Consider the following 26437-nt stretch of genomic DNA (forward strand, 5'->3'; position numbering starts at 1 on the left):
AGATCGGCATCACTTAACACTAAGATAGTGACTTTGCCACTGTCTGTTCGCTTCTCACCACACCGTATCGAGCTTGGATAGGGGTAGACTATTTTGTGCCCCTAAAACTCGCAAACTCGTCCCACAACTTCACAGGCGTGGGTAATTATCTGGTGTTTACGCTTTGGTGATTTAGTCTAAGTAGCTTTATATATATTACTCACTAACGAGTAATACTCTATACTAACTACAAGGATTATATACTTACCCTAAGGCATTTTTTTAGCCATTCACTAACTATGAAACTTGAGGATATATATCAATTCTTTGAAAATCCTCCGCCAACTTACCTTTGTCAGGAAGTAGCAGTTTGTTACATACTGTCTGTTTTGTTACAAAATGAATCCTACGGAACCGAGTTGATTGAGCAATTAGAAACTGAATATCCCACCTATAGGCTTTCGGATACCGTACTTTATAGTGCAATCAAATTTCTGGAAGACCAAAGGGCAATCAGTGGATATTGGAAGAAACTCGAAGGACGGGGACGCCCCAGGCGGATGTACCAAGTTTCTCCAGAATGGCAAGTTCAAGCGCAGGATTTAGCTTTGCTTTGGCAAGGCTACATCAACAGGAGGACAAAGTAATACCATTTTGGATTTTGGATTTTGGATTTTAGATTTTAGATTGTGGATTTTGGATTTTAGATTTTGGAAGAGTCTCTGGTAATCGCTTTTTAGCGCTCCATTTGTTGCGATCATTGTTCAAATTGGTATAACGAATAATTGATAATGAATAAGTCTCCTCCAGTCAAACACTAACAATTAGTTATGGATAGTGCTATTCTGCCATCTACGTTCCTGCTAACCTTGTTGTTATCGGTTGGGCTGTTTTTCTTTATTCGTGCCTCGACTAAAGACCGCACAGAAACAGTACAACTGGTATCTGAGCAAGACGAAGCTGCTTTCATGTCTCAATTAAAAGAGTATTTTCGATCGCGGTCTTACCGAGTGGCAGAGGTAGACCGAGAACAAAATCAGGTGACTTTTGAAGGTAATGTTCGCCCCAGCTGGTTCTTAGCTATATTTCTAACTCTACTAGCAGCTACTGGTATTGTTTGTCTATCTCTGGTCGTATCCCTGCTTTTTCCTCGCCTCAGTACCCTTGTTTTGGCTATGGTACTGCTGTCGCCTTTAAGCGGTCTATTTTATTGGCAAAAATCTGGAAGACTTGAGAAGGTGTCGCTCAAAGTAGAAACTACTCAGAGCGAACAAACCTCCTCAAGTAAAATCACTGTAGTCGCCCATCGAGATGAACTCAGTGAGTTACAGAGGACTCTACAGTTAAAGTCTGGTGAATAATTGTTGATTTTTGCGATCATCTATTAACTATGATATGCAGACTTCTGACCTGACCTACTCTTTAGGGAATGGAAAGTAGGAAGGAGAAAATCAAGATTGCTGCTTTGTCAATTTTCCCCACAACTTATGTCGTGGGGAAAAATTTAAATTCATTAACTTAAATTTGTTGACAGAGCTTGCTTAACTATCTACGGCATAGGAGCGCAACTTCACTAGCGCTTTTAGACACTCTTGGCTCTATACCGACTCCCTTCTGCATCATCAAAATAGCATCAACCCATGCAATATAGCGTGGTTTGAGACAAGTTTACCTTCCAACTACCTGGAATAGATTTACTGGCAAATCAGCTCCAAACTAAAAAAAAATTAAATTTTGCATAAACTTAGCAATTTTGCCAGTTAATGATAGTCAGGAGCCACATTCAATGCGTAAGATGACCTTCTTTGGTTCACCGACTAGCTAAAGCAAGAGGTTCTTGACCTGGCGAAGGTTCTAACACCCTCAAGCTAGGAAACAAGAAATGGTTTTCCTCTACGTATTGAGCACCAAACAGTCCCTTTTCTGCCCAGAAATAACGATCTGTTGTGTGTTCATTTCGCTTTACAAGTAGCAACGCCGGTGGCAAAATACCTTCAGCTTGAATGAATCTTCTCGCTGCTGTCACAGGTTTTTCTTCGCCACTTTCGATGCTATATTGAGGCACATGTTCCAAAATTCGCCGTCCTTCTTGACGACGACGGCTCTTCCTTTTGCGTCTCCTTGCCAATCTATTGTCCTCCTCTTTCAAGCTATAGATTGTAGTGCTAGCTACAAAATCCGTCGCCATTATATAGGTTCTAGTTCAAAATATCAATAGTTTTTAACCTTTTAATATAAGAAAGTTAATATCTTTGAAGATAGAGAAAACAAATTGAAGAAGAATTCAGAAGTCAGAATTCAGCTATTCTGAATCAATCAGTCGGGGATTGGGACCCGCGACTTTCTTGTTGACCAGCAAACCTACGATTTGCTGGGGGTGCAAAAACGCCGGTTATTCATCCGCTTTTTCGGTCAAAATACCCTTCTTGTATTCTGACGACTGGTGCCAATATTGCTGTTCGATCACCTAAGAATATAATCCCTTAGTACAAACCATCTCTAAGAAAATTTTAGTTAAGCTTTATTAAATGAGTGAGGTAAAAATTAAGTATCCTCTCTTAATCATGCCTCAAAATCTGTAATCTTGAGCAAGAGCTAAAAAATGTTAATGTCTGCCAGTTCCGATTTTCTTGCTCTGTGTCGAGAGCAAATAGCGCTGCTAACCCAAGGGCTGGGAGCAACTTTAAGTATTGTGTACCTAACACAAGAATTGGTAGAGACTCCTTCAGGTGAGGCTAAACTGATTCCTGTGGTGATTTACCCGGAAACAGCATTATTAGCGTCAGGGGAGGAAACTGCTGAAGCAACGGTACACAAGCAACTTCAAGTTGGAAATGTGTTTGTATTACCCAATCGTCAGAGAAGGTTATTAACACCAGGGTCAGAATCTCCAACCTCGTCACGGGAGTCAGAGATCCCAGATGGGTCTGGGCCCCATCTAAAAGAGGAATACTTATTTAGTGGCAACCAAATTGTTTTACCTCTGATTTATGAGGGTGTGATGATGGGGTTACTGGTGACAGGTAGGGAAGACCGCGCTTGGAATGAACACGAGGAAAGTCAGATTCAACGGATAGTCCAAACATTAGCGATCGCTTGTATTTTAGATCAACGGCGAGCATGGTTTGAGCAGCAGTTACGTGAGCAACAAATTCTCCAAGAAAAACAGCGCGATTTGCTCGATAACTTGTTGCATCAGTTTCGCAACCCATTAACGGCATTGCGGACTTTTGGTAAACTGCTATTGAAGCGACTACGACCAGCAGACCCTAACCGGGATGTGGCAAATAGTATTGTGCGGGAAAGCGATCGCCTCCAAGAATTGCTGCAACAATTTGAGCAAGTAATTGACTTGACAGAGGCAGATTTAGCACCACTACATCTAGCGGAAGATGAAGTATTTGTAGAAGCAACTATTCAAAAATCCGCTAAACCACTGTTATTATTGCCGGGAACGGGAGATAAAGCAGTTGACTGCTCACTAGCAGATATATTAGAACCATTATTAATATCAGCCAAAGCGATCGCCCAAGAGCGAAAGCTAAAACTAATAACTGAAATTCAACATAATTCACCCCTAGTACGTGCCAATATCAAAGCATTACGAGAGGTATTAACTAACATCATCGATAATGCATTGAAATATACTCCTAGTGGGGGCAAAATTTTAATTCAGGCGGGGCGAGAAAAAGCGAATTTTCAGGGAATTGTCATCAGTGACAACGGGCCAGGCATTCCACCTCAAGATTTAGAGCATCTTGGAGAACGGCATTATCGGGGGGTACAAGCGCAAACAGAAATCCCTGGTACAGGTTTGGGGTTAGCGATCGCTAAACAATTAATAGAGCAAATGCAGGGCGAAATCGAGGTTTTCAGCCCTGCAATCAACTCGAAGCTTTCTTCACCCGATGCGCCAGGGACTACGTTTATTATTTGGTTGCCGGAAGTTCAAAATTAGTCATTAGTCATTAGTCATTAGTCATTTGTCAATTGTCATTTGTCATTTGTCATTTGTCAATTGTCAATTGTCATTTGTCATTAGTATAGAACTTACGCACAAGAGATCCCCCAACCCCCTTAAAAAGGGGGCTTTTAAGATCCCCCCCTTTTTAAGGGGGGTTAGGGGGGATCAAGGTTTCAGGTTTTCAATGCGTAAGTCCTGTTGTAAATACTAATGCCCAATGCCCAATGCCCAATGCCCAATGCCCAATGCCCAATGCCCAATGCCCAATGCCCAATAACTATCTAAGTGAAACCAACAAGTTCTGATTAATTGTCATTTGTAAATCGGTATTTGGGTCAATGGCGATTAAGTCAACACTATTCTTACCTAAAAGCAGACCAACTAATGCACCGATACCAGCGCCACCCAAGATTTCTTCTGTGGCAATGGCGCGATCGCCAGTGACAGCAGAGATCGCAGTGGCTGCACCTGCACCCAATACAGTATCCTTGATAATTGCACTAGTACTAATTCCCTTCTTGACGGTTTCAGTTTTGGTAATCACTTCAGAAGTAGCGTTCAGCTGATACTCTTGACCACTGGCCAAAACTAGTTTCTGGGCAACGAATTGAGAACCGCCTGTAGCAGGTTTGAGTTGACCAATAATCTGACTACCAGCAGGAATCACTATAGTTCCGTCTTGCGTAACCACGTTTTGGGATACTGTCAATGTCAAAGGCGCTGTTTCATCCTTTGTAACCAGAATTTTTTCTGCTTTGTCATATTTCACAGCAATAGCAGTCCCTTGGGGAATTGTGACTGATGCAGCTGTTGGGGTAGTAGACCCGACAGCCGCCACGACATAGGGCGAGTTAATTGCTGAGACTTGATTAGAACTAACCAACGCCTGATAAATAAAAGCTGCGACCTGCGCCCGTGTCGCAGTTGCGGTTGGATTTAGCAACTTCACATTCGGATAGTTGACCACAATTTGCTTTTGGGTTGCTGCGGCGATCGGGCTACGGGCATAGCTAGCGATGTTAGAGGCATCGTTGAAATATTGCAGAGTGCTTTCGGTGTTACCACTAGGAGTATATGCCAAACCGTTAGCGAGGGAAACCAAAACCTGCTCGCGGGGAATAGCTTGGTTAGGCTCAAAGCGATTTCCAGGATAACCAGATAAGAAACCTATAGTGTAGGCTTGCTGAATGGCACTGGATGCCCAATAGTTGCTGGGTACATCAGTAAAATTGATTGCCTGCCGTTGCTGTGTTTTTTGGAAAGCTTTGTTGACCATAGCGGCAAATTGAGCGCGTGTCACCGGTTCTTCAGGACGGAAGCTACCATCAGGAAATCCAGCAATTACACCTCGCTGTGACAACGGTTGAATAAATTGTGCCGCCCAATAGTTAGATGAAACATCAGAAAAAGTAGTTTGAGCCAAAGATGGCGAAGCTGTAATCAAAGGCGCTACAGTACCGACTGTGACGCTCAAAGCCATGAATGCAGCTGTCCGAGATTGCCAACGATTTAAAGTAAACATTATTTATTATTCCAGTATAATTACTGATTTACTTGTTAATTAACTAGACATTTACTGAAGTGCTAGGTTCCCAATTATTTATGCTTTTTGTAAAAACCATTACTTTAGACATACAATCACGGACAAAAAATATCCGTCAAAGTAAGTAGGCAAGTAGGCAAGAATAAAATAAAGCATATTAAGTAATATGAAAATTTTTGATATCCTTTTCTAGTAAGGGTTTCAGCTTTCAAGGGAGGGCTAAATTTCTCAGATAAACCTTTAATTATTTACGCCGCTTTCCTTAGACAATAGAAGTAGTCTAATCACCGTATTATCTCTTAGTACAATTAAATAAGCATTCCAATAAATATGGATACTGAGTAAGACGATATAGAGTATAGAATAGTTGCTGTTAAATAGAATTTTTCGGGTTAAAAAATGAAGTTGCAAAAAAAATTGTAGGTTGGGTGGAGGCTTTGCGTAACCCAACATCCTGATATACAGCAGAATTCAGAATTCAGGGGTCAGAATTCAGAAGTAAAACAGCTTTTACACCAGGGTTTGAGACTTTGGTTGTGTACCTCACCAACTTGAAATGCGCTGTATGTTGGGTTGCGCTCCGCTCCACCCAACCTACTAGTCTGTCAAATTCATTTTGATGGTTAAAGAGACGCGATAAATGGCCGTCTCTACTCTTAATTTATCCATCAATTATTTATTGACAGACTAGTACCTCTACGTCTAATGCACTATTTTGCGTAGACAGCCCACTACGTGCATTTCACTAATCTTATACTAGTCCTATAGAATAGTTGCTGTTAAATAGAATTTTTTGGGTTAAAAATGAAGGCGATCGCACACTAGAGTTAAAATGGCGATCGCCCATCAGGGTTGATTAATTACGAATTACGAATTATTTAATTGCTGGGGTTTGACACGACATAGGGCGAGTTAATTGGTGAAGCTTGATTAGAACTAACCAACGCCTGGTAAATAAAAGCTGCTACCTGCGCTCGTGTCGCATTTGCAGTTGGATTTAGTAAGTTCACATTCGGATAGTTGACCACAATTTGCTTCTGGGTTGCTGCGGCTATAGGGCTACGGGCATAGCTAGGGATATTAGAGGCATCCTTGAAATATTGCAGAGTCCTTTCGGCATTGCCGCCAGCAGCATATTTCAGACCATTAGCGAGGGAAACCAAAACCTGCTCACGGGGAATAGCCTGGTTAGGCTCAAAGCGATTTCCAGGATAACCTGACAAGAAATCAATGGTATAAGCTTGTTTAATTGCACTGAATCCCCAATAGTTGCTCGGCACATCAGTAAAATTGATTGCCTGTCGTTGCTGTGTTTTTTGGAAAGCTTTATTGATCATAGCGGCAAATTGAGCGCGTGTCACCGGTTCTTCAGGGCGGAAGCTACCATCAGGAAATCCGACAATTACACCTCGCTGTGACAATTGTTGAATAAATTGTGCCGCCCAATAGTTAGATGAAACATCAGAAAAAGTAGTTTGAGCCGTTTGAGCCGTTTCAGCTTCATATTGCCCAGAGCATCCCACTTTGATCGGTTTATCTTGCAAACTATAACTCACTGGGTCACAAACAAAAGCTGTCAACTGAGGCTTTGGATAAGTCCGTGTTGGCGGATTTTCTTTATCTACCTGCTTCCAATCGCCAGATATTTTTTTGAGAGTGGGATACTTACTTAAAAACTCTGAGTCTGCAACAATATCGTGAGGACCTTTAACACTTATCTTAGAACTATTAATGTAGATATTATAATCATAAACCACGTTTTGATTTCTAATATTACTATTAATATCCTTCCCAGGAAAGGCATAGAGAATGTTATTTAGAATTCGGACATCAGATGATGTATTGGCATATATTTGCGCGCCTTTAATTTCTGGACTCTGATTATTTAAAACCGCAGTGTTATTTACAATATCAACATGATCGCTGAAAAATGCATGAATACCTGAACCACCATTATAAAATGTCAGATTGTTTTTAACTAAACTACGTCCTTTATATGCACCCAATTTTGGGTTATTATTATTTCTGGAACTATCGATAATAATGCCATTACCGTCTGTGATCCTTCCGACTGCAATCCAAGGGATGTACATGCGATTGTTGTAGGTCTTGTTGTTGGTAATAAACATCTTGTATCCCTGATTGTTGTCAAAATTCCAATTGTTCAACATCGAAATACCACTATTACCATAGACTGAGTACCAAGCATTATTGAACACCACGTTATGATCTACTGTCACATAGTCCGATTGAATCGCTGAGATACCTCCTCCTCCACAGTCATGCACTTTGTTGTTCAGAATACGGATGTGATGAACATAACCATTGGTTCGTCCATCAATGCTTATGCAGTTTCCGTTCGTCAGTGGGTTTGTTTTGTTAGTCTTCTGACTCCTCGCATAATCAAGAGTTACATTGGCATTGTTCCCGATGACCTCCAGCCCATTTATCTCGATATATGAAGCTCCATTTGAAACCAGGATACCGTGCCATGTATTGTGCTGAATTTTTGGGAAATGCCCAGGATATGCTTTATAGGTAATCCATGCATTTGCGGTTCCAGAACGTTTAATATTTACTACACTCCCAGCTTTGGGTAAATTTGTGTATACTCCGTTCATAATCAATACTGTGTCGCCAGGGTTAGTCATATCTGCCGCCTTTTGAATTGTCCCAAAGGCGGATGAAGAAGAAACTCCACTATTTTTGTCGTTTCCAGTACCACTAACATAGTATGTTTTCGGAGCCGCGTTAGCGCTGATTAGCTCGCTGCTGGTAGTGGATACCTGACGGACGTTTTCAACTAAAGATGCGTTTATCCTTTCTCCCCCAGCCAAAAGACTTAAGACCACGGGAATAGCCAGATATGCGCTGAAACTGAAACCTTGAATTACCACAAGAAAATACTCCTTTATCGGTACTCTTCAATCAAAATATCAGGATATTCAGGAATTTTAAATACTCTTTTGGATACAGAGAACAATAGAGCCGACTTTCCTAGCTCCCCCATAGCACAATTAAAGAAGTCGGAAGTCCGAAATCGGAAGTCGAAAGTCGTAGAGACGCGATTAATCGCGTCTGTACTTTTGTAACGGGGATAAAGACTCATTGCCACAAAACTTGCGGCTTCTTTTGTAGCCGGGGACTTCAACCAAACCGTTGTTTGTTAAATCAGTATTCCCATAAATATCGATATCGAGTCAGACGATACAGAGATAGAATAGTTGCTGGAAAATAAAGTTTTTCGGGTTAAAAATGAAAGCGATCGCACACTAGAGTTAAAATGGCGATCGTCGATCAGGGGTGATTAAAGTCACCACTTGCTGATGTAGGGCAGTTAATTGCTGAGATTTGACACGATGTAGGGCGAGTTAATTGCTGAGGCTTGATTAGAACTAAGCAATGCCTGGTAAATAAAAGCTGCTACCTGCGCCCGTGTAGCAGTTGCGGTTGGATTTAGTAACTTCACATTCGGATAGTTGACCACAATTTGCTTCTGGGTTGCTGCGGCGATGGGGCTACGGGCATAGCTAGCGATATTAGAGGCATCGTTGAAGTATTGCAGAGTGCTTTCGGTATTGCCGCCAGCAGTATATTTTAGACCATTAGCGAGGGAAACCAAAACCTGCTCGCGGGGAATAGCTTGGTTAGGCTCAAAGCGATTACCAGGATAACCTAATAAGAAACCAATGGTATAAGCTTGCTGAATCGCACTGAATCCCCAATAGTTGCTCGGCACATCAGTAAAATTAATTGCCTGCCGTTCCTGTGTTTTTTGGAAAGCTTTGTTGACCATAGCGGCAAATTGAGCGCGTGTTACCGGTTCTTCAGGGCGGAAGCTACCATCAGGAAATCCGGCAATTACATCTCGCTGTGATAATTGTTGAATAAATTGTGCCGCCCAATAGTTAGATGAAACATCAGAAAAAGTAGTTTGAGCCAAACATTGGGGGGAGCATTCCGCTTTGATGAGTTTCTCTTGCAAAGGATAAGTCACCGGTTCTTCAGGGCGGAAGCTACCATCAAGCAATCCGGCAATTACACCTAGCTGTAACAATTGTTGAATAAATTGTGCCATCCAATAGTTAGATGAAACATCAGAAAAAGCAGTTTCAGCCAAAGATTGCGGGGAGCATCCCACTTTGATGAGTTTCCCTTGCAAAGGATAAGTCACTGGCTCACAAACAAAAGCTGCCAACTTAGGCTCTACAGAAGTCAGCGTTGTCCGATTTTGTTTATCTAGCCACGATTTCCAATCGCCAGATATTTTTTCTAGAGTGGGATGCTTACTTAAAAACTCTGAGTTTGCAACAATATCGTCATGACCATTAACACTTATATTAGAACTATTCATGTAGATATTATAATTATAAATCACGTTTTTATTGTTCGTATTACTATTAATATCCTTGCCAGGAAAAGCATAGAGAATATTATTGATAATTTGGATATCAGATGATGTATGAGCATATATTTGACCATCTGGTATTTCTGGACTCTGATTATTTAAAACAGCAGTGTTATTTATAATATCAACATGCTCGCTAAAAAATACATGAATACCTGAACCACCATTATAAAATGTCAGATTGTTTTTAATTAAAGTACGTCCTTTATATGCAGTCAATTTGGGGTTATTATCATTTCTGGAACTATCGATAATAATGCCATTACCGTCTGTGATTTTCCCGACTGCAATCCAAGGGATGTACATACGATTGTTGTAGGTCTTGTTGTTGGTAACAAACATCTTGTATCCCTGATTGTTGTCAGAATCCCAATTGCTCAACATGGAAATGCCACTGCAACCATAAACGCTGTACCAAGCATTATCGAACACCACGTTATTATCTACTGTCACATAGTCCGATTCAATCGCTGAAATACCTGCTCCTCCACAGCCATGTACTTTGTTGTTCAGAATACGGATGTGATGAACATGACCATTGGTTCGTCCATCAATGCTTATACAGTTTCCGTTCGTCAGTGGGTTTAGTTTGTTATTCTTCTGACTGATCGCATAATCAAGGGTTACATTGGCATTGTTCCCGATGACCTCCAGCCCATTTATCTCGATATATGAAACTCCATTTGACAACCCGATACCGTTCCATGTATTGTGCTGAATTTTTGGGAAATGCCCAGGATATGCTTTATAGGTAATCCATGCTTTGGCATTTCCAGAACGTTTAATATCTACTACACTCCCAGCTTTGGGTGAATTTGTGTATACTCCATTCATAATCAATACTGTGTCACCAGGGTTAGTCATATCTGCTGCCTTTTGAATTGTCCTAAAGGCAGATAAATAAGAAACTCCACTATTTTCGTCGTTTCCAGTACCACTAACATAGTATGTTTTCGGAGTTGCATTAGTGCTGATTAGCTCGCGGTTGTTAGTGGATACCTGACGGACGTTTTCAGCTAAATATACTTTTATCCTTTCTCCCTCAGCAAAAAGACTTAACGCCACGGGAATTGCCAGATATGCGCTGAAACTTAAACCTTGAATTACCACAAGAAAATACTCCTTTATCGGCACTCTTCAATAAAAATATCAGGATATTCAGGAATTTTGAATACTCTTTTGAATACAGAATAGAGCCGAATTTCCTCGCTCCCCCATAGTGCAATACGGTTCAGTTAAGGCTAAAACTCTTTGTCAAAGTCAATTTTTTAAACGAACCGCAAAGAACGCAAAGAACGCAAAGGAAGAGAAGGAAGAGAAGGAAGAAATTCTTAACTGAACTGTATTGCCCCATAGTGCAATTAAAGAACTATTCCCATAAATATGGATACCGAGTCAGATGATACAGAGATAGAATAGTTGCTGGAAAATAGATTTTTTTGGGCTAAAAATTAAGGCGATCGCACACTATAATTAAAGTGGCGATCGCCTATCATGGATGATTAAAGTCACAACTTAAATTGAGTTAAATCTAGTAGCGGGATGGTGGTACTAAATTCAAGTTAGAATTCAGTGTCAGCTTCAAATCCTGTCCAGGTCTGAGGACAAAGGCATTTACTTGTTTTTTCCGCAACAGGATACTCGCACCCGCACCCGCACCCGCACCAATAACAGGTTTTAAATCGTCAATTCTGTGGTTGCCAGTAATTAGTGAACCTAAAAGACCAGCACCCCCACCAATAGCTGCGTCAGTTAAAACCTGTCCTGTGCTGGGGCCCTGTGTAACTTTTTCAGTTGTGGTGTATGTCCGAGAAGTTGCATTAATTGGCTGACGCTGACCATTAGAAAATTCTAATTCTTGAGCTACAAACCGCACGCCTTTTCCTTTGTTCTCATCTGTATCTCTTGAATCACTATTTAAGTCAACAGATTCTAGCTGTCCAATTACTTTAGTACCAGCAGGAATTAAGACATTTCTATTTCTGTCGATAATGTTGTTCGCTATTCTCAAGGTTAGAGATTTAGTTTCTCCAGGAGCAATAGTAATTGTCTCTTTTTCGTAGGTGACAGGAAAAGTAACCCCAGAAGGAATGGTCGCGTTTCCGTATTGCCCAATTCTGTCTTGCCCAATTCTATATTGAGCATTAGCAGGAGCCAAGCCCAATAGGGGGCTAATGACGCTTGTAGTAACGGCCATTGCCATAAGTGCAGAAGTTCCAAATTTCCATTGATGTAAGCGAGTCATAGGTGGGTAAACCTTTATGTATCTGATGTATGTAATGACGAGGGTTCACTGAGATTGTTTCTCATTGTTTTTGAACCTATCTATAGGCGTATTCCGAAGGTCACAGAATTTTAGATTTTAGATTTTGCGTTCGCGTAGCGTGTCGGAGACATAAAGTTGTGTGCGGGGGTGGACGAGTTTGAGCAAACTTTTCAAGACAGATTTTAGATTGAAAAGAGCAATCAAGTCACTAATGTGCGTCACCAAATTTAAAAAAGTTCCAGAACAAGCGAATTTAAAGGTGAGAATATTTTGATGCGATCGCAGCAATTGTTGTGCTGAGTTAAAATTTATTCAATTGCGTGGAATACTGGATCTAGTTGTCTGAGTGGGTTAACAAACTTGAGTCACACAATTTTAGATTTTAGATTTCGACTTCGGTTTCATCGAGCGAAGTCGAGATGCTCAGTCGAACGATTTTAGATTTTAGATTCAAAAGAGTAATCAACGCTGCCCTTCTGCTTCATCCTGACTTTTCACTCTTATCTGGAAAACCTCACTTCTATTTCTCTCTCCTTGTAGGAGAGAGACTTTGAATTTTCCCCCTTCCCGTGTCGGGAAGGGGGCTAGGGGGTTAGGTCAATCGTTAGCTTTTCCACATGACCTGAATTGTCAGCTGTTTCATCAACGTCGCCGAATTTTTTCCGAGATATCAGGTATATCCCTAGCAGGAATAGACCCGCAACTGTTGCAGGTTCGGGTATGGTTTTGATTTTGGCATAAATAGCTGTTGTAGTTGTGGCTCCTTCAAGAGCCTTAATACTTATCTGGCTAGCGTCTGGATTAAAGCCAGTTAGCTCAATCGTGTATTTATTGCCTTCAAAGGTGAAACTGCGATTACTCAAATTTGTGTCTATAAATACAAAGTCTGTATTCTTTTGAGGATCTGTTGCTTCGTTAACTGTATTTACTAGATGCAATTTGAAGTCAAAAACTTCGCTGATTCCAGTAGGAGGGCTGAAGGATACATTGATATTTAAAGGTACAAATTCAACGCTTGTACCTTCAAATACCGTTCCATTAAAGTAAGTTAAATCAGCTATTTTGAATACAGAGTTGATGTCAGTTGAAAATGAACTTCCATTAAAGGTTAGTTTATTTTGGCCTGTTATTGTACATCCACTAGGAGTATTTGGACTTGCTGGACACACATTAGAATCACCCCAATTAAATGTGTTGCTTCCCACACCTGTATATATGGGATCGGTATTTATACTTCCTGGAGTAGGTTCTCCCCATGTAGCATTAGAGATACCAGAAAAACTGAGAGCATCTGCTTGACCAGAGAAACCAAATCCTGTGGTCGCACTCACAAAAAAACTAGATATAGCAGTAGCAAAAACCAAACTTAGTTTCATAACTTAGGTTTCAATTCTCATCCTGGGGCTTCTCTTAACTATGTCTTCAGTTTACGTTTGTAAATTTACGGAAAATACACCAATATTTTATTATACTTTTTATAAAAATTTTATATGTGTATAAATATCTTAATGAAAAATTTATGTTTATGAATAGTTAAAATATTTTACCACTTTATAATTTGTAAAACAGAGGGTTCTGGTAGCAATGGAACAGGAATGTACGTTAAGCCCAAGATGCAAAATATAATTGAGTTTGAGGCGTCCCCATCAAATCTGTCTATTCCTGTGATAAAGATTATTACTACATGAAAAATGCACTCATTGCCTGAATAAACAGTGATAATGAGGCGTTGAAGAAAGTAGAAATTTTATTTTTATCGCAGGAATCAGTCGTTAGCGTACATTTTGGTTCCATTGCTACTCGCACGCGGCTAGTAGCTTGTTGCAAGGTTTAGCGGTAGATAATCAATAATGTTTTGAAAATGTTTTGAAGTAGTAAAATTTTTCTCTCTCGTCAGGAATAATTTAGGTTATGTGGGAACCAGACAATCAAACGCTATTAATGTTATGAATAACATTAATTACACCATGTTTATTGGGAGGAGCATTTGCTGGCATAGCTACTCTAATTATCATAAGGAAAACCAATTTATTTATTGAAATATTTAGACTATTAATTGGAGTTCTAGGAGGATATGAAGGTCTAGTAGTCTGGGGGATTTCTAATCGGAAAGACAAGAGTCCAAATGAAATACTTAAATTTATTATTTTTGCTCATCAAACTTCCTCTGGATTCTTCATTTTGAGTATATCGATTATATTCGGTGTAATAGGTGCAAGTATAGCGATATTTCTGATGAGAAAGGTATTTCGCTGGCGTTCATAAATTTTGACTATAGGCTCCGACAAAATTGTGATTACCGAACTACTGAAGAGTCTTGGTTATAGTAGTTCTAACCCCATCGCCGACAGCTATGTTAAGTTTGGCTCCTCTGGAAATAATGCCATACTTCAAATTGATTCAGATGGCTTAGAGGTTCTTTGAAAAGTGTTTAACTGTGACTTTAGGCACTTTCAGATCCCCCCTAACCCCCCTTAAAAAGGGGGGAACCGGAATCAAGGTCCCCCTTTTTAAGGGCGATTTAGGGGGATCTAGAACGTTTTGCTACCGACAAGAGGACTTTTCAAACATCCTCTTAGGTAGTCAACGTCCTACATCATTAGTCACTTTGCAAAACCTGACTGTTACCCAGTTAAACAACACTAACAACTTCTTGTTTTAAGCTAGCAGCTTGTCGCAAGTACAAATGACATTAACAAAAAACTTGTTTCTTTACTTTTTTCTGAGATTCTTAGTTTTTATCATTATTCCACTAAGCTTCCTTTTTGCTGGGTGTAATAATGAAGACGAAAATAAGGCAATGGATGAAACGATATCAAGACTTGAGAAAGAAGCAGAAAAGCATCTTAGATATAAGATTCAGGAGCAACAGAGCTACTTCTCCAAACACAAAACCTTTTTTAAACCTCGTGATGAACCAGGAACTAAATATGGTTCCTTTCCACCAATTTTCGGAACACAAATTTGTTATCGTTACTATACTGAGATAAATGCTGACGTTCTCTCTAAGACAACTATTGATGCTGTTTATAGCTATGCCGTTCAAGATGACTGTGGTGGTATGTGGGGTTTAGAGCTTAGGTGGTATGTTGGAGCAGTCTTTGCTGTTCCTATTACTGGGGATAAACAACTCAAAACGATAAGTATTGTCTGTCAACACATTGAAAGCTTTGGCCGTATACCCTCTCGACCAGAATACATAAACGGTGTAGTAAAATGCCCCACTAAGACAACGAAAGTATATTAACGATTCAACTGTAAATGGTGATATCTTCAAACTAGCTGATGTTAACGATGCGTCAAATATCTCCAGTTTCTTCAACTCAGAAACTGGGGACAGAAATTTTAGCACTTGCTTCCCGGATGAATTATAAAGTTGATATCAAGTTACCAAGGGGCGGGAAGAATAAAGAAGTTTTCCCTATATAGCGTTTCCTAATCAGATGAGGTATATCATAGCCCCCTCCTCGCTTGCGGGGAGGGGGTTGGGGGTGGGGTTCTTGTACCTCATAAGGGTCGAGAAGCGCTATACGTTACAGATACGTTACAGAGCAAGTATTTTTAAATTAGGCTTTATAACTTTGACAAAATCTCTGGCAACAACTGACTAGGAACTTTAGATAAAGCCAGATTTTGTCCTTGTATCCCTAATTCATTATGAAAAGCGCGAATAGTTTTCACCACATAAGTGAAAGTTATTTGATAAGCTTCTGGTTGTTTACTTAATCCGTTTAAGGCTTGCAAATGGTTATCTAATGCTACTTCTAAGTGTTGAGAACGTGTTGCTTTGTCGCCATTAAAAGACTTATCTATTACTAGCTGATAATGGGCTAGTCCCAGATTATTATAAGAGGCAAATAAATCAAAACTTAAAGGAATACCGCTAAGTGAATGAGCCAAGGCTATGGCTTCTTCATAAGCGCTAATACATAGTTGCAGATACTTTTGCCGTGCTTCTTTAGTTGTCTGAGATAAGTTTGCTAGATGCCAGTAAGCAGTACCCAGATTATTTTGTGTAGCGGCGCAGGCGCTGGGAACATTAGCTGGAGTGCGATACTTGAGAGCTTCGCTATAAACATCTATAGCTAGCTGGAGATTTTGGGCAGGTTGTTCGTATTGTGCCAGATTCCAACAGGCAGTACCGATATTGTTTTGAATCATGCCATACTTGAGCGGTTCCTCTTCAGGGTTGTAGTGTATAAGTGCTTCGTTGTAAGCTGCGATCGCTTTCTTTAAATGCACAATCGGTTGATTATATTGCCCTAGATGCCAGTAAGCAGTACCCAAATTGTTCTGGCAAGCCGCATACTTTAATGAGTCCATATCGGCTGTACGGTAGCTAAGTGCTTCACTGTAAGCTAAAATTGCTTGCTGCCAATTTTCAGATGGGTGAGAAAAACGAGCTAAATCACCATAAGCCGTCCCCAAATTATTTTGCACACGAGCGTAAGTTTCGGGATGTGTCTGAGGCGAAATCATCTTTAACGCCAACTGATAAAATTCTATTGCCTGCTCTATATAACTTTGTCCCTCCTCAGAATTGGGTGGTGTGCGGTATAGCATCCAGTAGAGTGTACCCAAATCATTTAAAATATCTGGGAGTTGCGGTGAGGTTTCGTCATAGCTAATTGCCTCCTGATAGGCAATAATTGCCACCATCAGGTTTTCTAGGGTTGACTCTCCTTGCTCAATGCGAAGGCGGTATAAAGTGCCTAAGCGATGATAAGCTTCTGCTAGTACCTCCTCTGGAACTTGCTTTTGGTGTAATTCTTCAATCTCCAACAAAATCTGCTGCGGTTGTAAGTAATCCTCTGTATCTTGAGCAATGTTTGTGTTGATTGTTGCTATTACTAGCTCCGTTAATTCGCTACTAATATGAGATAAAGATGACAGCGATTGATTATTAATCCCACTACCAGACCTATTAGTAGATTCCTGCTGTTGTGGCGCAGTCTTCAATAAATCCCCTGTTGACGGCGAAGCTTCCTGAGTTTTGTGTACTTGTGTTTCTGCGGGAAAATCGGAATTATTCTGAAACTTTAACTCGCTGGCTGCGGTTCTGAGTTCTGCTTGGGTAATTGATTCATCTAGAATCGACTGCTCAACATTCCCTAAATCCAAGCTTCCAGAACGTGAAAAACGTTCTGGATAGCCCGAATTCTGAGGCGCTGGTGTGGGTTCTCCGGCAAACACAAATACCCCAGTACGGCAACGCCAAAACTGTGGTGCTGATTGCTTGATAGCAGATAACCAAGGACGCGGTATCCACAACAGCAAGTTAGATTCTAGGAATCGGCTAGATTCTTGTGTAGAGAAATATTGTTCGCTTAAGCGGAGATAGTGCAAAAATAACCGTTGTATCGCTACTGGTTGCTTAGTTAGCTGCTCCACGCCCACAATCTGAAATGCTGGTATGGGAAAAGGTCTTCCTGGGATATCTTTTGATGCCCCAACAATTGGCGGTGGATAATTTGCCAACCATTGATTTATCTGAACGATAGGATTGGGATCGTTTAAATTCAAACGCAACGTCACTAATCGCGGATAAGCTGGAGTGCTATTTTCCTGGGCATTTGATGACTGATATAGCACTTGTCCAACAGGATAAGCCAATGTAGAATGCAAACGGGCTGCTACTTGATTTCTTAAGTGTAAATCATCACATACGGCTAAAAAAAGTTGTCGTCGTAAGCCAAGACTTAGGGCAAGTTTCAGGCGCTGGTATACTTGCCGATTCCAAGCAAAATTATCATTGTGTGCAGTATCATTCACGCTCATGGCGGCTAAAGAGCCAAAACACAGTATGTATCACCTTTCTGGGCGCATCAAAGTGGGCTGAAAATCTGATAATGAAAATGATTTTTCATTGGCTGTTATGCGGCTCAGGAGAAATTGAGCCTTCCGGTCTAGAAGAATAAAACAGTATCTAATTATACTTTAATCGCTAACTCAATTTTAACAAAAAATAAAAAAGCAGGCCCCTTTTAAAATCGGAACCTGAAAAACTATAAAGATGAAATTTTATTACAACGTTTGATGCTCAACTGATTTGGGAAACAAAGAAGGCGACTAGAATCAACCCGCCAACCAAAGCTGTACCGGCGATTCCTACTAAGATATAAGTTCGCTTTTGCCCTTCCGTGGGAGGTTCTGCTTGATAAATTTTTGGTTCACGGGCAAAATTATTCAGAAGGCCGCCTTCTTCGTTTGTATAGGGCATGAATTAATTCCTTTATCTTAATTATCCTTGATTTAATGTTACATAAGTACTAGATCGGCTCTCAAACCGCTAGATAAATCGTTACATTAAAGATTGGGCATTGGGGATTGGGCATTGGGGATTGGTTATTCCCTTGTCTCCCTTGTCTTGCTTGTCCGTCTATTCCCCATGCCCTGTTCGTTAACTAGTAATCGTCCCAGTTAGAGGAGAACTAGGACTGGCGTAATCTTTAATGGGCATCCTGCCAGCAAGGTATGCTAGACGGCCGGCGACTGTTGCTAAATTCATGGCACGAGCCATTGCTGCTGGGTTTGGAGAAAGAGCGATCGCACTATTAATCAACAAGGCATCTGCTCCCAATTCCATTGCTTGGGCGGCTTCTGAGGGTGAACCAATACCAGCATCTACCACCACTGGCACACCAGCATTTTCGATGATGATTTGGATGTTAGCAGTTGTTTTCAGTCCTTGTCCAGATCCAATTGGCGATGCCAAAGGCATTACTGTAGCACAGCCGACATCTTCTAACCGCTTGGCTAACATGGGGTCAGCATTGATATAGGGCAATACTGCAAACCCTTCTTTGACTAGTTGTTCTGCTGCTTGCAGTGTCCCAATCGGATCTGGGAGTAAATACTTAAGGTCAGGTATTACTTCTAACTTTACAAAATTATTATCTTCCTGCCCTAACAATTTCGCCATTTCTCGCCCCAAACGCGCTACCCGAATCGCCTCTTCAGCAGTTTGACAACCTGCGGTATTGGGTAACATCCAAATTTTTGTCCAATCTAAGGCTTCAGCTAAACCTTCATGTCCAGGAGCCTTGGTTTGTACCCGTCGTACTGCTACGGTGACAATCTGGCAATCGCTGGCGGCGATGCTTTGCTGCATTTCCTCAATGCTGCGATACTTACCAGTTCCAGTCATCAAGCGAGATTGGAAGGTTTTGCCAGCGATAATTAGTGGGGAGTGGGGAGTGGGGAGTGGGGAGTGGTGGGAGGATGTAGGAGGGTGATGCCCGTTGGAGAAATTGGCAGAGTGAGTCAGCATTGGGGTGGAGGTAGATGGCTTGGACTGGAAGCGTGAATAGTGAAAATCAGCAAGTAGGGGGTCAGACTTTTGTGACAAGATTAAATCGGCAATCAATACGGCTGTTACGGGCGCAAGTAGAATCCCGTTGCGGTAATGACCAGTAGCAAGGGTTAAATTTTGACAATGGCTGGTGCCAAGGATGGGCAACTCATCAGGGGTGGCTGGGCGAAATCCCCACCAGAATTCCTGGATGGGATAATGCTTTAGTTGGGGATACAGCCGGATGGCAGCTTGTAGTAATTTTTGAATACCTTCTGGGGTGTTGCCGGGGATGAAGCCAACGTCTTCGCTTGTTGCCCCAATAATCAGGCGATCGCGTCTCGGTACGATGTAAATATCTTGTCCAAATAAAATTCGCTTTAAGGGTAATTCTGGCACAAATTCCGGTATCCGCACACTCAGCATTTGTCCTTTTCTGGGGCGGACGGGTAGTGGTAATAATTCATTTGACCAAGCACCTGAAGCTAAAACATAGTGCGCGGCGCGAATTATTCCAGCATTGGTTTGCACGCCAACCACTTGTCCTTGCTGCTGTAAAAATGCTTCTACTGTAATGCCGTCTTTGAGTTCAACACCAACAGACTCAGCCACCGTCCACAATACCTGAGCTAGAGCCTTATTATCAACTTGTGCGTCTTCAGGATACCACCAGCCACCAGCTACCTCTGCTCCTAATCCTGGCTGATATTGATGAATTGCCTCTTTGTTTAACCAGTAAGCGGGGGATGAGGGGGATGAGGGGGATGAGGGGGATGAGGGGGATGAGGGGGATGAGGGGGATGAGGGGGATGAGGGGGATGAGGGGGATGAGGGGGATGAAAGAATTAATTTTTCTCCCCCTGCTCCCTCATCTCCCCCTGCTCCCTCATCTCCCCCTGCCTCTTCAAAGACGGGTGCGAGGATACCGCAGGGACGGTAGCCAGTATTTAAGCCGGTCAGTTCTTCTAGTTTGCGCGTCCAGTCGGGATATAAAGCACGCGATCGCCAACACAAGGAACGCATTGCCCCATTCGGGATGTTTTCCGCATCTGGTGCTAACATCCCGGCGGCGGCGTGGGTAGCGGCAGCCTGGAAGTCACGACAAAACACGGTGACGTGTGTCCCGCGCAGTTTTAGTTCAATGGCGATCGCTAAACCAATAACGCCGCCACCAATAATTACAATCTCACTAGTCATTGGTCATTAGTCATTGGTCATTGGTCATTAGTCATTAGTACATAACTAATAACTCATAACTCATAACTTATAACTTATAACTCGTAACTAAAGACGGATCTCTCGTTACCACAAGGCGCGAATTGGTTCGTTGCCTTGATTTGTATTGCTGGATGGCGTGTCTGTTCCTGAAGTATCTGTACTGCCGTCTGTTGTACTGTCAGCAGGTGATGTTGAGTCATCGGCAGAATTCTGGGCAACGCTACTCCTTTTGTCAAGTCTTGGGGCGACAATAGTGCGTCTGGTTTGGTTTGTTTGAGTTGTTTCGTTTCCTTCAGTTGCAGTTTCATCATTCTTGCTGCCAGCACTGCTATTAACATTGATATTAGCTGGCAGGACTTGTGATTTTTTGTCACCGGGAGCGTTAGCGCTTTGTACGCCCATCGGAAAGTTGATGCCTAGTAATGTACCAAGCAGAATGGCCAAACCTCCAGCCATTAAAATTAAGGGTGTCCATCTACCCATCTTGTCTTAACTCCTTTTTAACCTTTTGGTGTCCACACTATTCGAGAACTTTGTCCCCAAAATCCATCAAACTTTGTCACTTTCACATCGCCTAAAACCAGAGTTTGGCAGTTTCTTACACAGGTCTGTTATAGGAGAATGGGAAGGAAGCAAATCGCCGTGCTCGATCACGCCAATTCGCTGCTGATACTTTGCCCTCTACTTTAACCGTACAGGTACTACAACTGCCAATGCCCCGATAGTTTATTACCTTAGCACCGTCATTGTAGAGGTCAACCAATTTTGGATTTTAGATTTGCGATTTTGGATTGACCCCGGCCACGAGGGTGCGTAGCTCTGGGGATTGAAGAAAAGACGATTTTAGATTTTTCCACCCACTAGGGGTGGTGGCTCTGTACCCCAAAAATTCCATTATCCAAAATCTAAAATCTAAAATTCGGAGGGTCAATACCATTTTGCTGCAAAATTCTTCGGTGATCGCTTCCCTGTTCGCACTCAATTGTTTTACCTTGAGCTAGTATTTTAGGCATTTTTAAATTGCCAAACTGGCATTTTGTTGTATATTTACACATTGCCTCGAAAGTTGTCTCGTCGGTCCCAGTTTTATGACCACAAATTCCTCACCTCAACTTTGGCTCTATGACACTACACTACGGGATGGCACTCAGCGCGAGGGGCTATCAGTATCGATAGAAGATAAGTTACGCATTGCCAAGAGACTCGATCAACTGGGAATTCCCTTTATTGAAGGCGGTTGGCCTGGTGCCAATCCCAAGGATGTACAATTTTTCTGGCAACTCCAAGAAAATCCGCTCAAACAAGCTGAAATTGTGGCTTTCTGTTCGACTCGACGCCCCAATTCCACTGCCGCAACTGAACCGATGTTACAGGATATTTTGGCTGCGGGAACTCGCTGGGTAACGATTTTTGGCAAGTCTTGGGATTTACACGTTACAACCGGACTCAAAACGACATTAGAAGAAAATTTGGCGATGATTAGCGACACAATTGAGTATCTCCGTTCTCAAGGTCGTCGGATTATCTACGATGCCGAACATTGGTTTGATGGCTACAAGCACAATCGGGATTATGCTTTACAGACATTAGAGACTGCGATCGCATCTGGTGCTGAATGGCTAGTTCTCTGTGATACCAATGGCGGCACTTTACCCCACGAAATTAGCCAAATTGTTCAAGATGTCAATGGTCATTTGTCATTTGTCATTTGTCAAGAGCCAATGACCAAGGACGATGGACAAAGAGAGAAGTCTGATCGGCGGCTTCCGGCGATCAGAACTTCGGGGACAATTCCTAAAATTGGAATTCATACTCATAACGATTCCGAAATGGCGGTTGCTAACGCAATAGCCGCCGTGATGGCAGGGGCAAAGATGGTACAGGGCACAATTAATGGTTACGGTGAACGTTGCGGTAATGCTAATCTCTGTTCGTTAATTCCCAATTTACAACTGAAGGCGGGTTACAGTTGTATCACAGAAGACCAGCTCACACAACTTACAGAAGCTAGTCGTTTTGTCAGTGAGGTGGTCAATCTTGCGCCAGATGAACACGCCCCCTTTGTGGGACGTTCGGCTTTTGCCCACAAGGGCGGTATTCATGTATCAGCCGTAGAACGTAATCCCCTAACTTACGAACACATTCAGCCGGAACAAGTCGGGAATTCTCGCCGCATCGTGATTTCGGAACAGTCTGGACTCAGCAATGTTTTAGCCAAAGCCCGCAGTTTTGGCATTGAACTCGATCAGCAAAAGGCTGAGGCGAGGGAAATTCTCCAGCGTCTCAAAGATTTGGAGAGTGAAGGATTTCAATTTGAAGCAGCAGAGGCCAGTTTTGTATTGTTGATGCACGAAGCTTTGGGAGGTCGCCAGAAGTTTTTTGAAGTCAAAGGTTTCCAAGTCCACTGTGACTTGATTGAGGGGAAAGAAACTAGCAATGCCCTAGCTACAGTTAAAGTCGCCGTTGACGGGAAAAATATTTTGGAGGCGGCGGAAGGTAACGGTCCAGTGGCAGCTTTGGATGCAGCTTTACGCAAGGCTTTGGTGAACTTTTATCCCCAAATAGCAACCTTTGATTTGACAGATTACAAAGTGCGGATTCTCAACGGACATACGGGTACTGCGGCGAAAACCCGTGTGTTGGTGGAATCAGGCAATGGTCGTCAACGCTGGACGACGGTAGGAGTTTCTACCAATATTTTGGCGGCTTCCTATCAAGCGGTGGTGGAGGGGTTGGAATACGGCTTGTTGTTGCAATCCCAAGCAGAAACAGTCCTGAAAGCTTCTAGTTGACAAAACCGCTATGTAGGTAATATATTTCGGCTTTTCGTTGAGATGGCAGGCGATCGCACAACTGATTTGTGTGCCAAAAACATTTATTCCTTGAGCATCAAGATTGATCCAAAAAAAAAGACCTCTGGTGCAAAGCAGAGGTCTTTCCGTTTAAGAACGTTGTAAAATTCGTTAGCAACGTAAAACGCTGATATGGTTAATTCAGTGGCTTCTGTGCCGTAAATGCAAAAATAGCAACCCAATTGCCAATTCCAGACATGTTACTCCTATACCTAAAATGCGTAGGCGTAGCCCGCCGCAGGCATCGCCAAGCCAATATTTAGGTGCTACCTAGAAATCTAATGCTGCGACAAAAACTTCATCCTATGCAAGGCTTTAGGAGAACTTTTCCCAGGATTGGGCAACTAATTGGCTCAACCAGCGACGTTGTTGCTGATCCAGCAGTGGATCATCTGCTAGCAACTGAGCGGTTAATTCTTCCAAAGATTGACCCTGAGCGCGGACAATTTTAATTACTCCAGCGATCGCACTGGCAACTAGTTCTTCATCAATCGGCTGTTGTCGTAGAGCAACAATTTCCTGGGGACTGTCTGGAATGGGATAATTCATGGCGTGGGTTTACAGAAATACAAAATGAACAATAACTTTGACAAACTCTTAAAATTTCTTCACTGAATCTTTACGAAACTAATAGGGCGGAGTTTACCTTACTTTGTGCCTTCATAAAATCTGTCTTAGTGAGTAGATTGAACGGAGATGTCAGCAAACGATGAGAGAAATCCTTTATTTAGAAGTTCCAACTCCAGATATAGCAACTGTGCGTAGCTGGTTACAAACAAACTTTGAACCCGGAAATGGAGAAAAAGTGCTTACCTCGGAAGGCTTTCGCCTCAAAATCCCCACAGCAACTACAACTACTACCGGGGATATTTCCGAAAACTTACCTGCGGAACTTTCGGTATTTGTCTGGTCGGTGCAACGAACTACCTATCTGAAAGTGTTTCGTTGGGCAGAACAACCCTTTGCTAATGAGGGACAAATCCTGCAACGCCTGACCAAGGAAATCAGAAGCCGTTTTCGGCATCATTACCCAGAACCGCCAGCGATTGATTTATCCCAGCAATCAATTTTTGCAGCACTAGGCTCTGTTTACCCCCTCACCGTCAAGTATTTTCAGAAAATGCCCAACGGTGAATATGACCTAACGCGTGCCTACTGGTGGGAACAACGATGGCGCGAAGGGGTACGGAATCCTCGGCAGCCGCGTCAAGTCGTGTTTTCGCGCTCTGGAATAAGATCAGGGGGAGATGAGGGAGTAGGGGGAGATGAGGGAGATAGAAAAATAATATCCCCCTCATCCCCCTCATCCCCCTCATCCCCCTCATCCCCCTCATCCCCCTCATCCCCTACTTACGACATCATCTACATCGGCGGCGCACTAGGCGCGATTCATGCGGCACTGATGGCAAAACTCGGATATAAAGTTCTGCTTGTGGAACGAATGCCCTTTGGTCGGATGAACCGAGAATGGAATATTTCCCGCGATGAGATTCAAAGCTTGGTTAATTTGGGTTTAGTCACCCCCGATGAGTTAGAAACTATCATTGCCAGGGAATACAAAGACGGATTCAATAAGTTTTTTGATGCTAATAATCCAGCCAAACTGCGATCGCCCGTCCTCCACACACCCACAGTCCTAAATTTAGGTTTAGATTCCGAAAAATGGCTCCAAATGTGTGGGCAAAAACTGCAAGCGGCAGGCGGTGAAATTTGGGATGAAACAGAGTTTATCCGTGCAGATATTGATATATCACAAGTTATTTTGAAAGTCAAGCATTTACCTAGTCAAAGCGAGAAGCAAGTAAGTGGACGACTGCTAATAGATGCAATGGGAACTGCGTCGCCCATCGCTTGGCAATTAAATGGTGGTCGGGCTTTTGATAGTGTATGTCCGACGGTGGGAGCGGCAATTGAGAGCGGATTTGAGCCGGGGGTGTGGGATTCCCAATATGGAGACGTTCTTTACAGTCATGGGGATATTTCGCGGGGAAGGCAGCTGATTTGGGAATTGTTTCCTGGAGCAGGTGATGAACTGACGATTTATTTATTTCATTACCATGAAGTCAATGCTGAAAATCCCGGTTCCTTGCTGGAGATGTACGAGGACTTTTTCACGATTTTGCCAGAGTATCGCCGATGCGATATGGACAAATTGGTGTGGAAAAAGCCGACATTTGGGTATATACCGGGGCATTTTAGTGTGGGAAGTAGCGATCGCACAGTTGCCTTTGATCGATTAATTGCGATCGGTGATGCTGCATCACTCCAGTCTCCCCTAGTCTTCACCGGTTTTGGTTCCCTAGTTCGCAACTTAGAGCGCTTAACAACACTGTTGGATACTGCTCTCAAACATGATTTGTTGAGTTTCCGATATTTGAACCAAATTCGCGCCTACCAAAGCAACGTTTCAGTGACTTGGCTATTTTCCAAAGGCATGATGGTGCCCACAGGGAAATTTTTACCACCGCAACGGATTAACTCCATGCTCAACACCTTTTTTGGGCTGTTGGCAGACGAACCTGTAGAGGTGGCAGATAACTTCATCAAAGATCGGTGTGATTGGTTAACCTTTAACCGCCTAGCACTTAAAGCAGCTAGTAAAAATCCTGCCTTGCTTTTATGGATTTGGCAACTTGCTGGGCCAAGGGATTTACTCAGATGGCTTGGTAGTTATTTCAACTTCGGTCGTCATGCCTTGGTTAGTGCTTTGCTGAGTCCGTGGTTTGGGCGCTTCTTGAGCCGGGTAGGTTTTTGGCTGGAACCCCGGAATCCGGCATTGTGGCTGTGGCTGTTAGCGATTAATTATGCGATCGCCACAGGCAAACCGCGATCGCGCAGTCAGGTAACAAAAGTCAGCCCAGAAGCCATAATTCCCAAGTCAGAAGCAAGAATTCTCAATTAGTCATTGGGCATTAG

The 26437-nt window shown here is 42.4% G+C and carries 16 protein-coding genes and 5 pseudogenes; 7 read left to right on the top strand and 14 right to left on the bottom strand.

From position 1 onward, the window contains the following. Nucleotides 1-278: 278 nt before the first annotated feature. Both V7K27_RS11740 and V7K27_RS11745 read left to right on the top strand, forming a co-directional pair. Nucleotides 279-626 (top strand): PadR family transcriptional regulator, encoded by a 348-nt coding sequence (locus V7K27_RS11740; protein ID WP_334947290.1) that lies wholly within the window; start codon nucleotides 279-281, stop codon nucleotides 624-626. A 183-nt stretch (nucleotides 627-809) separates the two neighbouring features. Further along, complete coding sequence (locus V7K27_RS11745) at nucleotides 810-1340, top strand: cofactor assembly of complex C subunit B (protein WP_334947292.1); 531 nt, start codon at nucleotides 810-812, stop codon at nucleotides 1338-1340. A gap of 449 nt (nucleotides 1341-1789) precedes the next feature. On the opposite strand, the gene V7K27_RS11750 is transcribed toward V7K27_RS11745, so the two are convergent. After that, nucleotides 1790-2107, bottom strand: a complete 318-nt coding sequence (locus V7K27_RS11750; RefSeq protein WP_041566316.1) for a DUF3155 domain-containing protein — start codon at nucleotides 2105-2107, stop codon at nucleotides 1790-1792. Between the two features lie 474 nt (nucleotides 2108-2581). Between V7K27_RS11750 and V7K27_RS11755 the strand changes: the two genes are divergently transcribed. Further along, nucleotides 2582-3937, top strand: a complete 1356-nt coding sequence (locus V7K27_RS11755; RefSeq protein WP_334947294.1) for a GAF domain-containing sensor histidine kinase — start codon at nucleotides 2582-2584, stop codon at nucleotides 3935-3937. A gap of 283 nt (nucleotides 3938-4220) precedes the next feature. Here V7K27_RS11755 and V7K27_RS11760 read toward each other — a convergent pair whose 3' ends face one another. From V7K27_RS11760 to V7K27_RS11785, 6 genes and pseudogenes are all read right to left on the bottom strand, one after another. Beyond that, a complete protein-coding gene (locus V7K27_RS11760) occupies nucleotides 4221-5465 on the bottom strand; it encodes an S-layer homology domain-containing protein (protein ID WP_334947296.1) in 1245 nt (414 codons plus the stop codon). Between the two features lie 914 nt (nucleotides 5466-6379). After that, nucleotides 6380-7015 (bottom strand): annotated as a pseudogene (locus V7K27_RS11765) (S-layer homology domain-containing protein); the annotation flags it as partial. Nucleotides 7016-8838: 1823 nt separating this feature from the next. Beyond that, nucleotides 8839-9471, bottom strand: a pseudogene (locus V7K27_RS11770) (S-layer homology domain-containing protein); the annotation flags it as partial. A gap of 60 nt (nucleotides 9472-9531) precedes the next feature. Next, nucleotides 9532-10758: pseudogene (locus V7K27_RS11775) on the bottom strand (right-handed parallel beta-helix repeat-containing protein); the annotation flags it as partial. 667 nt (nucleotides 10759-11425) lie between these two features. Next, entirely contained in the window at nucleotides 11426-12139 is a 714-nt protein-coding gene (locus V7K27_RS11780; protein WP_334947298.1) for a conjugal transfer protein TrbI, read from the bottom strand. Nucleotides 12140-12744: 605 nt separating this feature from the next. Then, entirely contained in the window at nucleotides 12745-13536 is a 792-nt protein-coding gene (locus tag V7K27_RS11785; protein WP_334947300.1) for a choice-of-anchor K domain-containing protein, read from the bottom strand. Between the two features lie 892 nt (nucleotides 13537-14428). Between V7K27_RS11785 and V7K27_RS11790 the strand changes: the two genes are divergently transcribed. Both V7K27_RS11790 and V7K27_RS11795 read left to right on the top strand, forming a co-directional pair. Next, a complete protein-coding gene (locus V7K27_RS11790) occupies nucleotides 14429-14584 on the top strand; it encodes a hypothetical protein (protein ID WP_334947302.1) in 156 nt (51 codons plus the stop codon). 262 nt (nucleotides 14585-14846) lie between these two features. After that, on the top strand, nucleotides 14847-15407 hold the full coding sequence (locus V7K27_RS11795; RefSeq protein WP_334947304.1) for a hypothetical protein: 561 nt from the start codon (nucleotides 14847-14849) through the stop codon (nucleotides 15405-15407). A gap of 326 nt (nucleotides 15408-15733) precedes the next feature. Here the strand turns inward: V7K27_RS11795 and V7K27_RS11800 are convergent, their stop codons facing one another. From V7K27_RS11800 to V7K27_RS11820, 6 genes and pseudogenes are all read right to left on the bottom strand, one after another. Further along, nucleotides 15734-17938, bottom strand: a complete 2205-nt coding sequence (locus V7K27_RS11800) for a tetratricopeptide repeat protein (RefSeq protein WP_334947306.1) — start codon at nucleotides 17936-17938, stop codon at nucleotides 15734-15736. A gap of 262 nt (nucleotides 17939-18200) precedes the next feature. After that, nucleotides 18201-18380 (bottom strand): photosystem II assembly protein Psb34, encoded by a 180-nt coding sequence (gene psb34 / locus V7K27_RS11805; protein ID WP_334947308.1) that lies wholly within the window; start codon nucleotides 18378-18380, stop codon nucleotides 18201-18203. Between the two features lie 180 nt (nucleotides 18381-18560). After that, nucleotides 18561-19430 (bottom strand): thiazole synthase, encoded by an 870-nt coding sequence (locus V7K27_RS36455; RefSeq protein WP_442947611.1) that lies wholly within the window; start codon nucleotides 19428-19430, stop codon nucleotides 18561-18563. Next, nucleotides 19412-20648, bottom strand: a pseudogene (locus V7K27_RS36460) (FAD-dependent oxidoreductase); the annotation flags it as partial. The pseudogene V7K27_RS36460 and the gene V7K27_RS36455, both read right to left, overlap by 19 nt. Nucleotides 20649-20753: 105 nt before the next feature. Further along, nucleotides 20754-21152, bottom strand: coding sequence for a hypothetical protein (locus V7K27_RS11815; protein WP_334947312.1), 399 nt, complete (start codon nucleotides 21150-21152; stop codon nucleotides 20754-20756). 17 nt (nucleotides 21153-21169) lie between these two features. Next, nucleotides 21170-21429 (bottom strand): annotated as a pseudogene (locus V7K27_RS11820) (2Fe-2S iron-sulfur cluster-binding protein); the annotation flags it as partial. Between the two features lie 328 nt (nucleotides 21430-21757). Between V7K27_RS11820 and cimA the strand changes: the two are divergent. Beyond that, complete coding sequence (gene cimA / locus V7K27_RS11825) at nucleotides 21758-23461, top strand: citramalate synthase (protein ID WP_334947314.1); 1704 nt, start codon at nucleotides 21758-21760, stop codon at nucleotides 23459-23461. Nucleotides 23462-23836: 375 nt separating this feature from the next. Here cimA and V7K27_RS11830 read toward each other — a convergent pair whose 3' ends face one another. Next, nucleotides 23837-24070 (bottom strand): hypothetical protein, encoded by a 234-nt coding sequence (locus tag V7K27_RS11830; RefSeq protein ID WP_196522570.1) that lies wholly within the window; start codon nucleotides 24068-24070, stop codon nucleotides 23837-23839. A 160-nt stretch (nucleotides 24071-24230) separates the two neighbouring features. Here V7K27_RS11830 and V7K27_RS11835 point away from each other — a divergent pair, with 160 nt between their 5' ends. Beyond that, nucleotides 24231-26423 carry an NAD(P)/FAD-dependent oxidoreductase gene (locus V7K27_RS11835; protein ID WP_334947316.1) on the top strand — a complete coding sequence of 731 codons (2193 nt, stop codon included), beginning with the start codon at nucleotides 24231-24233 and terminating at the stop codon, nucleotides 26421-26423. Nucleotides 26424-26437: the final 14 nt, after the last annotated feature.

Origin of the sequence: Nostoc sp., from assembly GCF_036919575.1 — a bacterium.
Lineage (GTDB): Bacteria > Cyanobacteriota > Cyanobacteriia > Cyanobacteriales > Nostocaceae > Nostoc.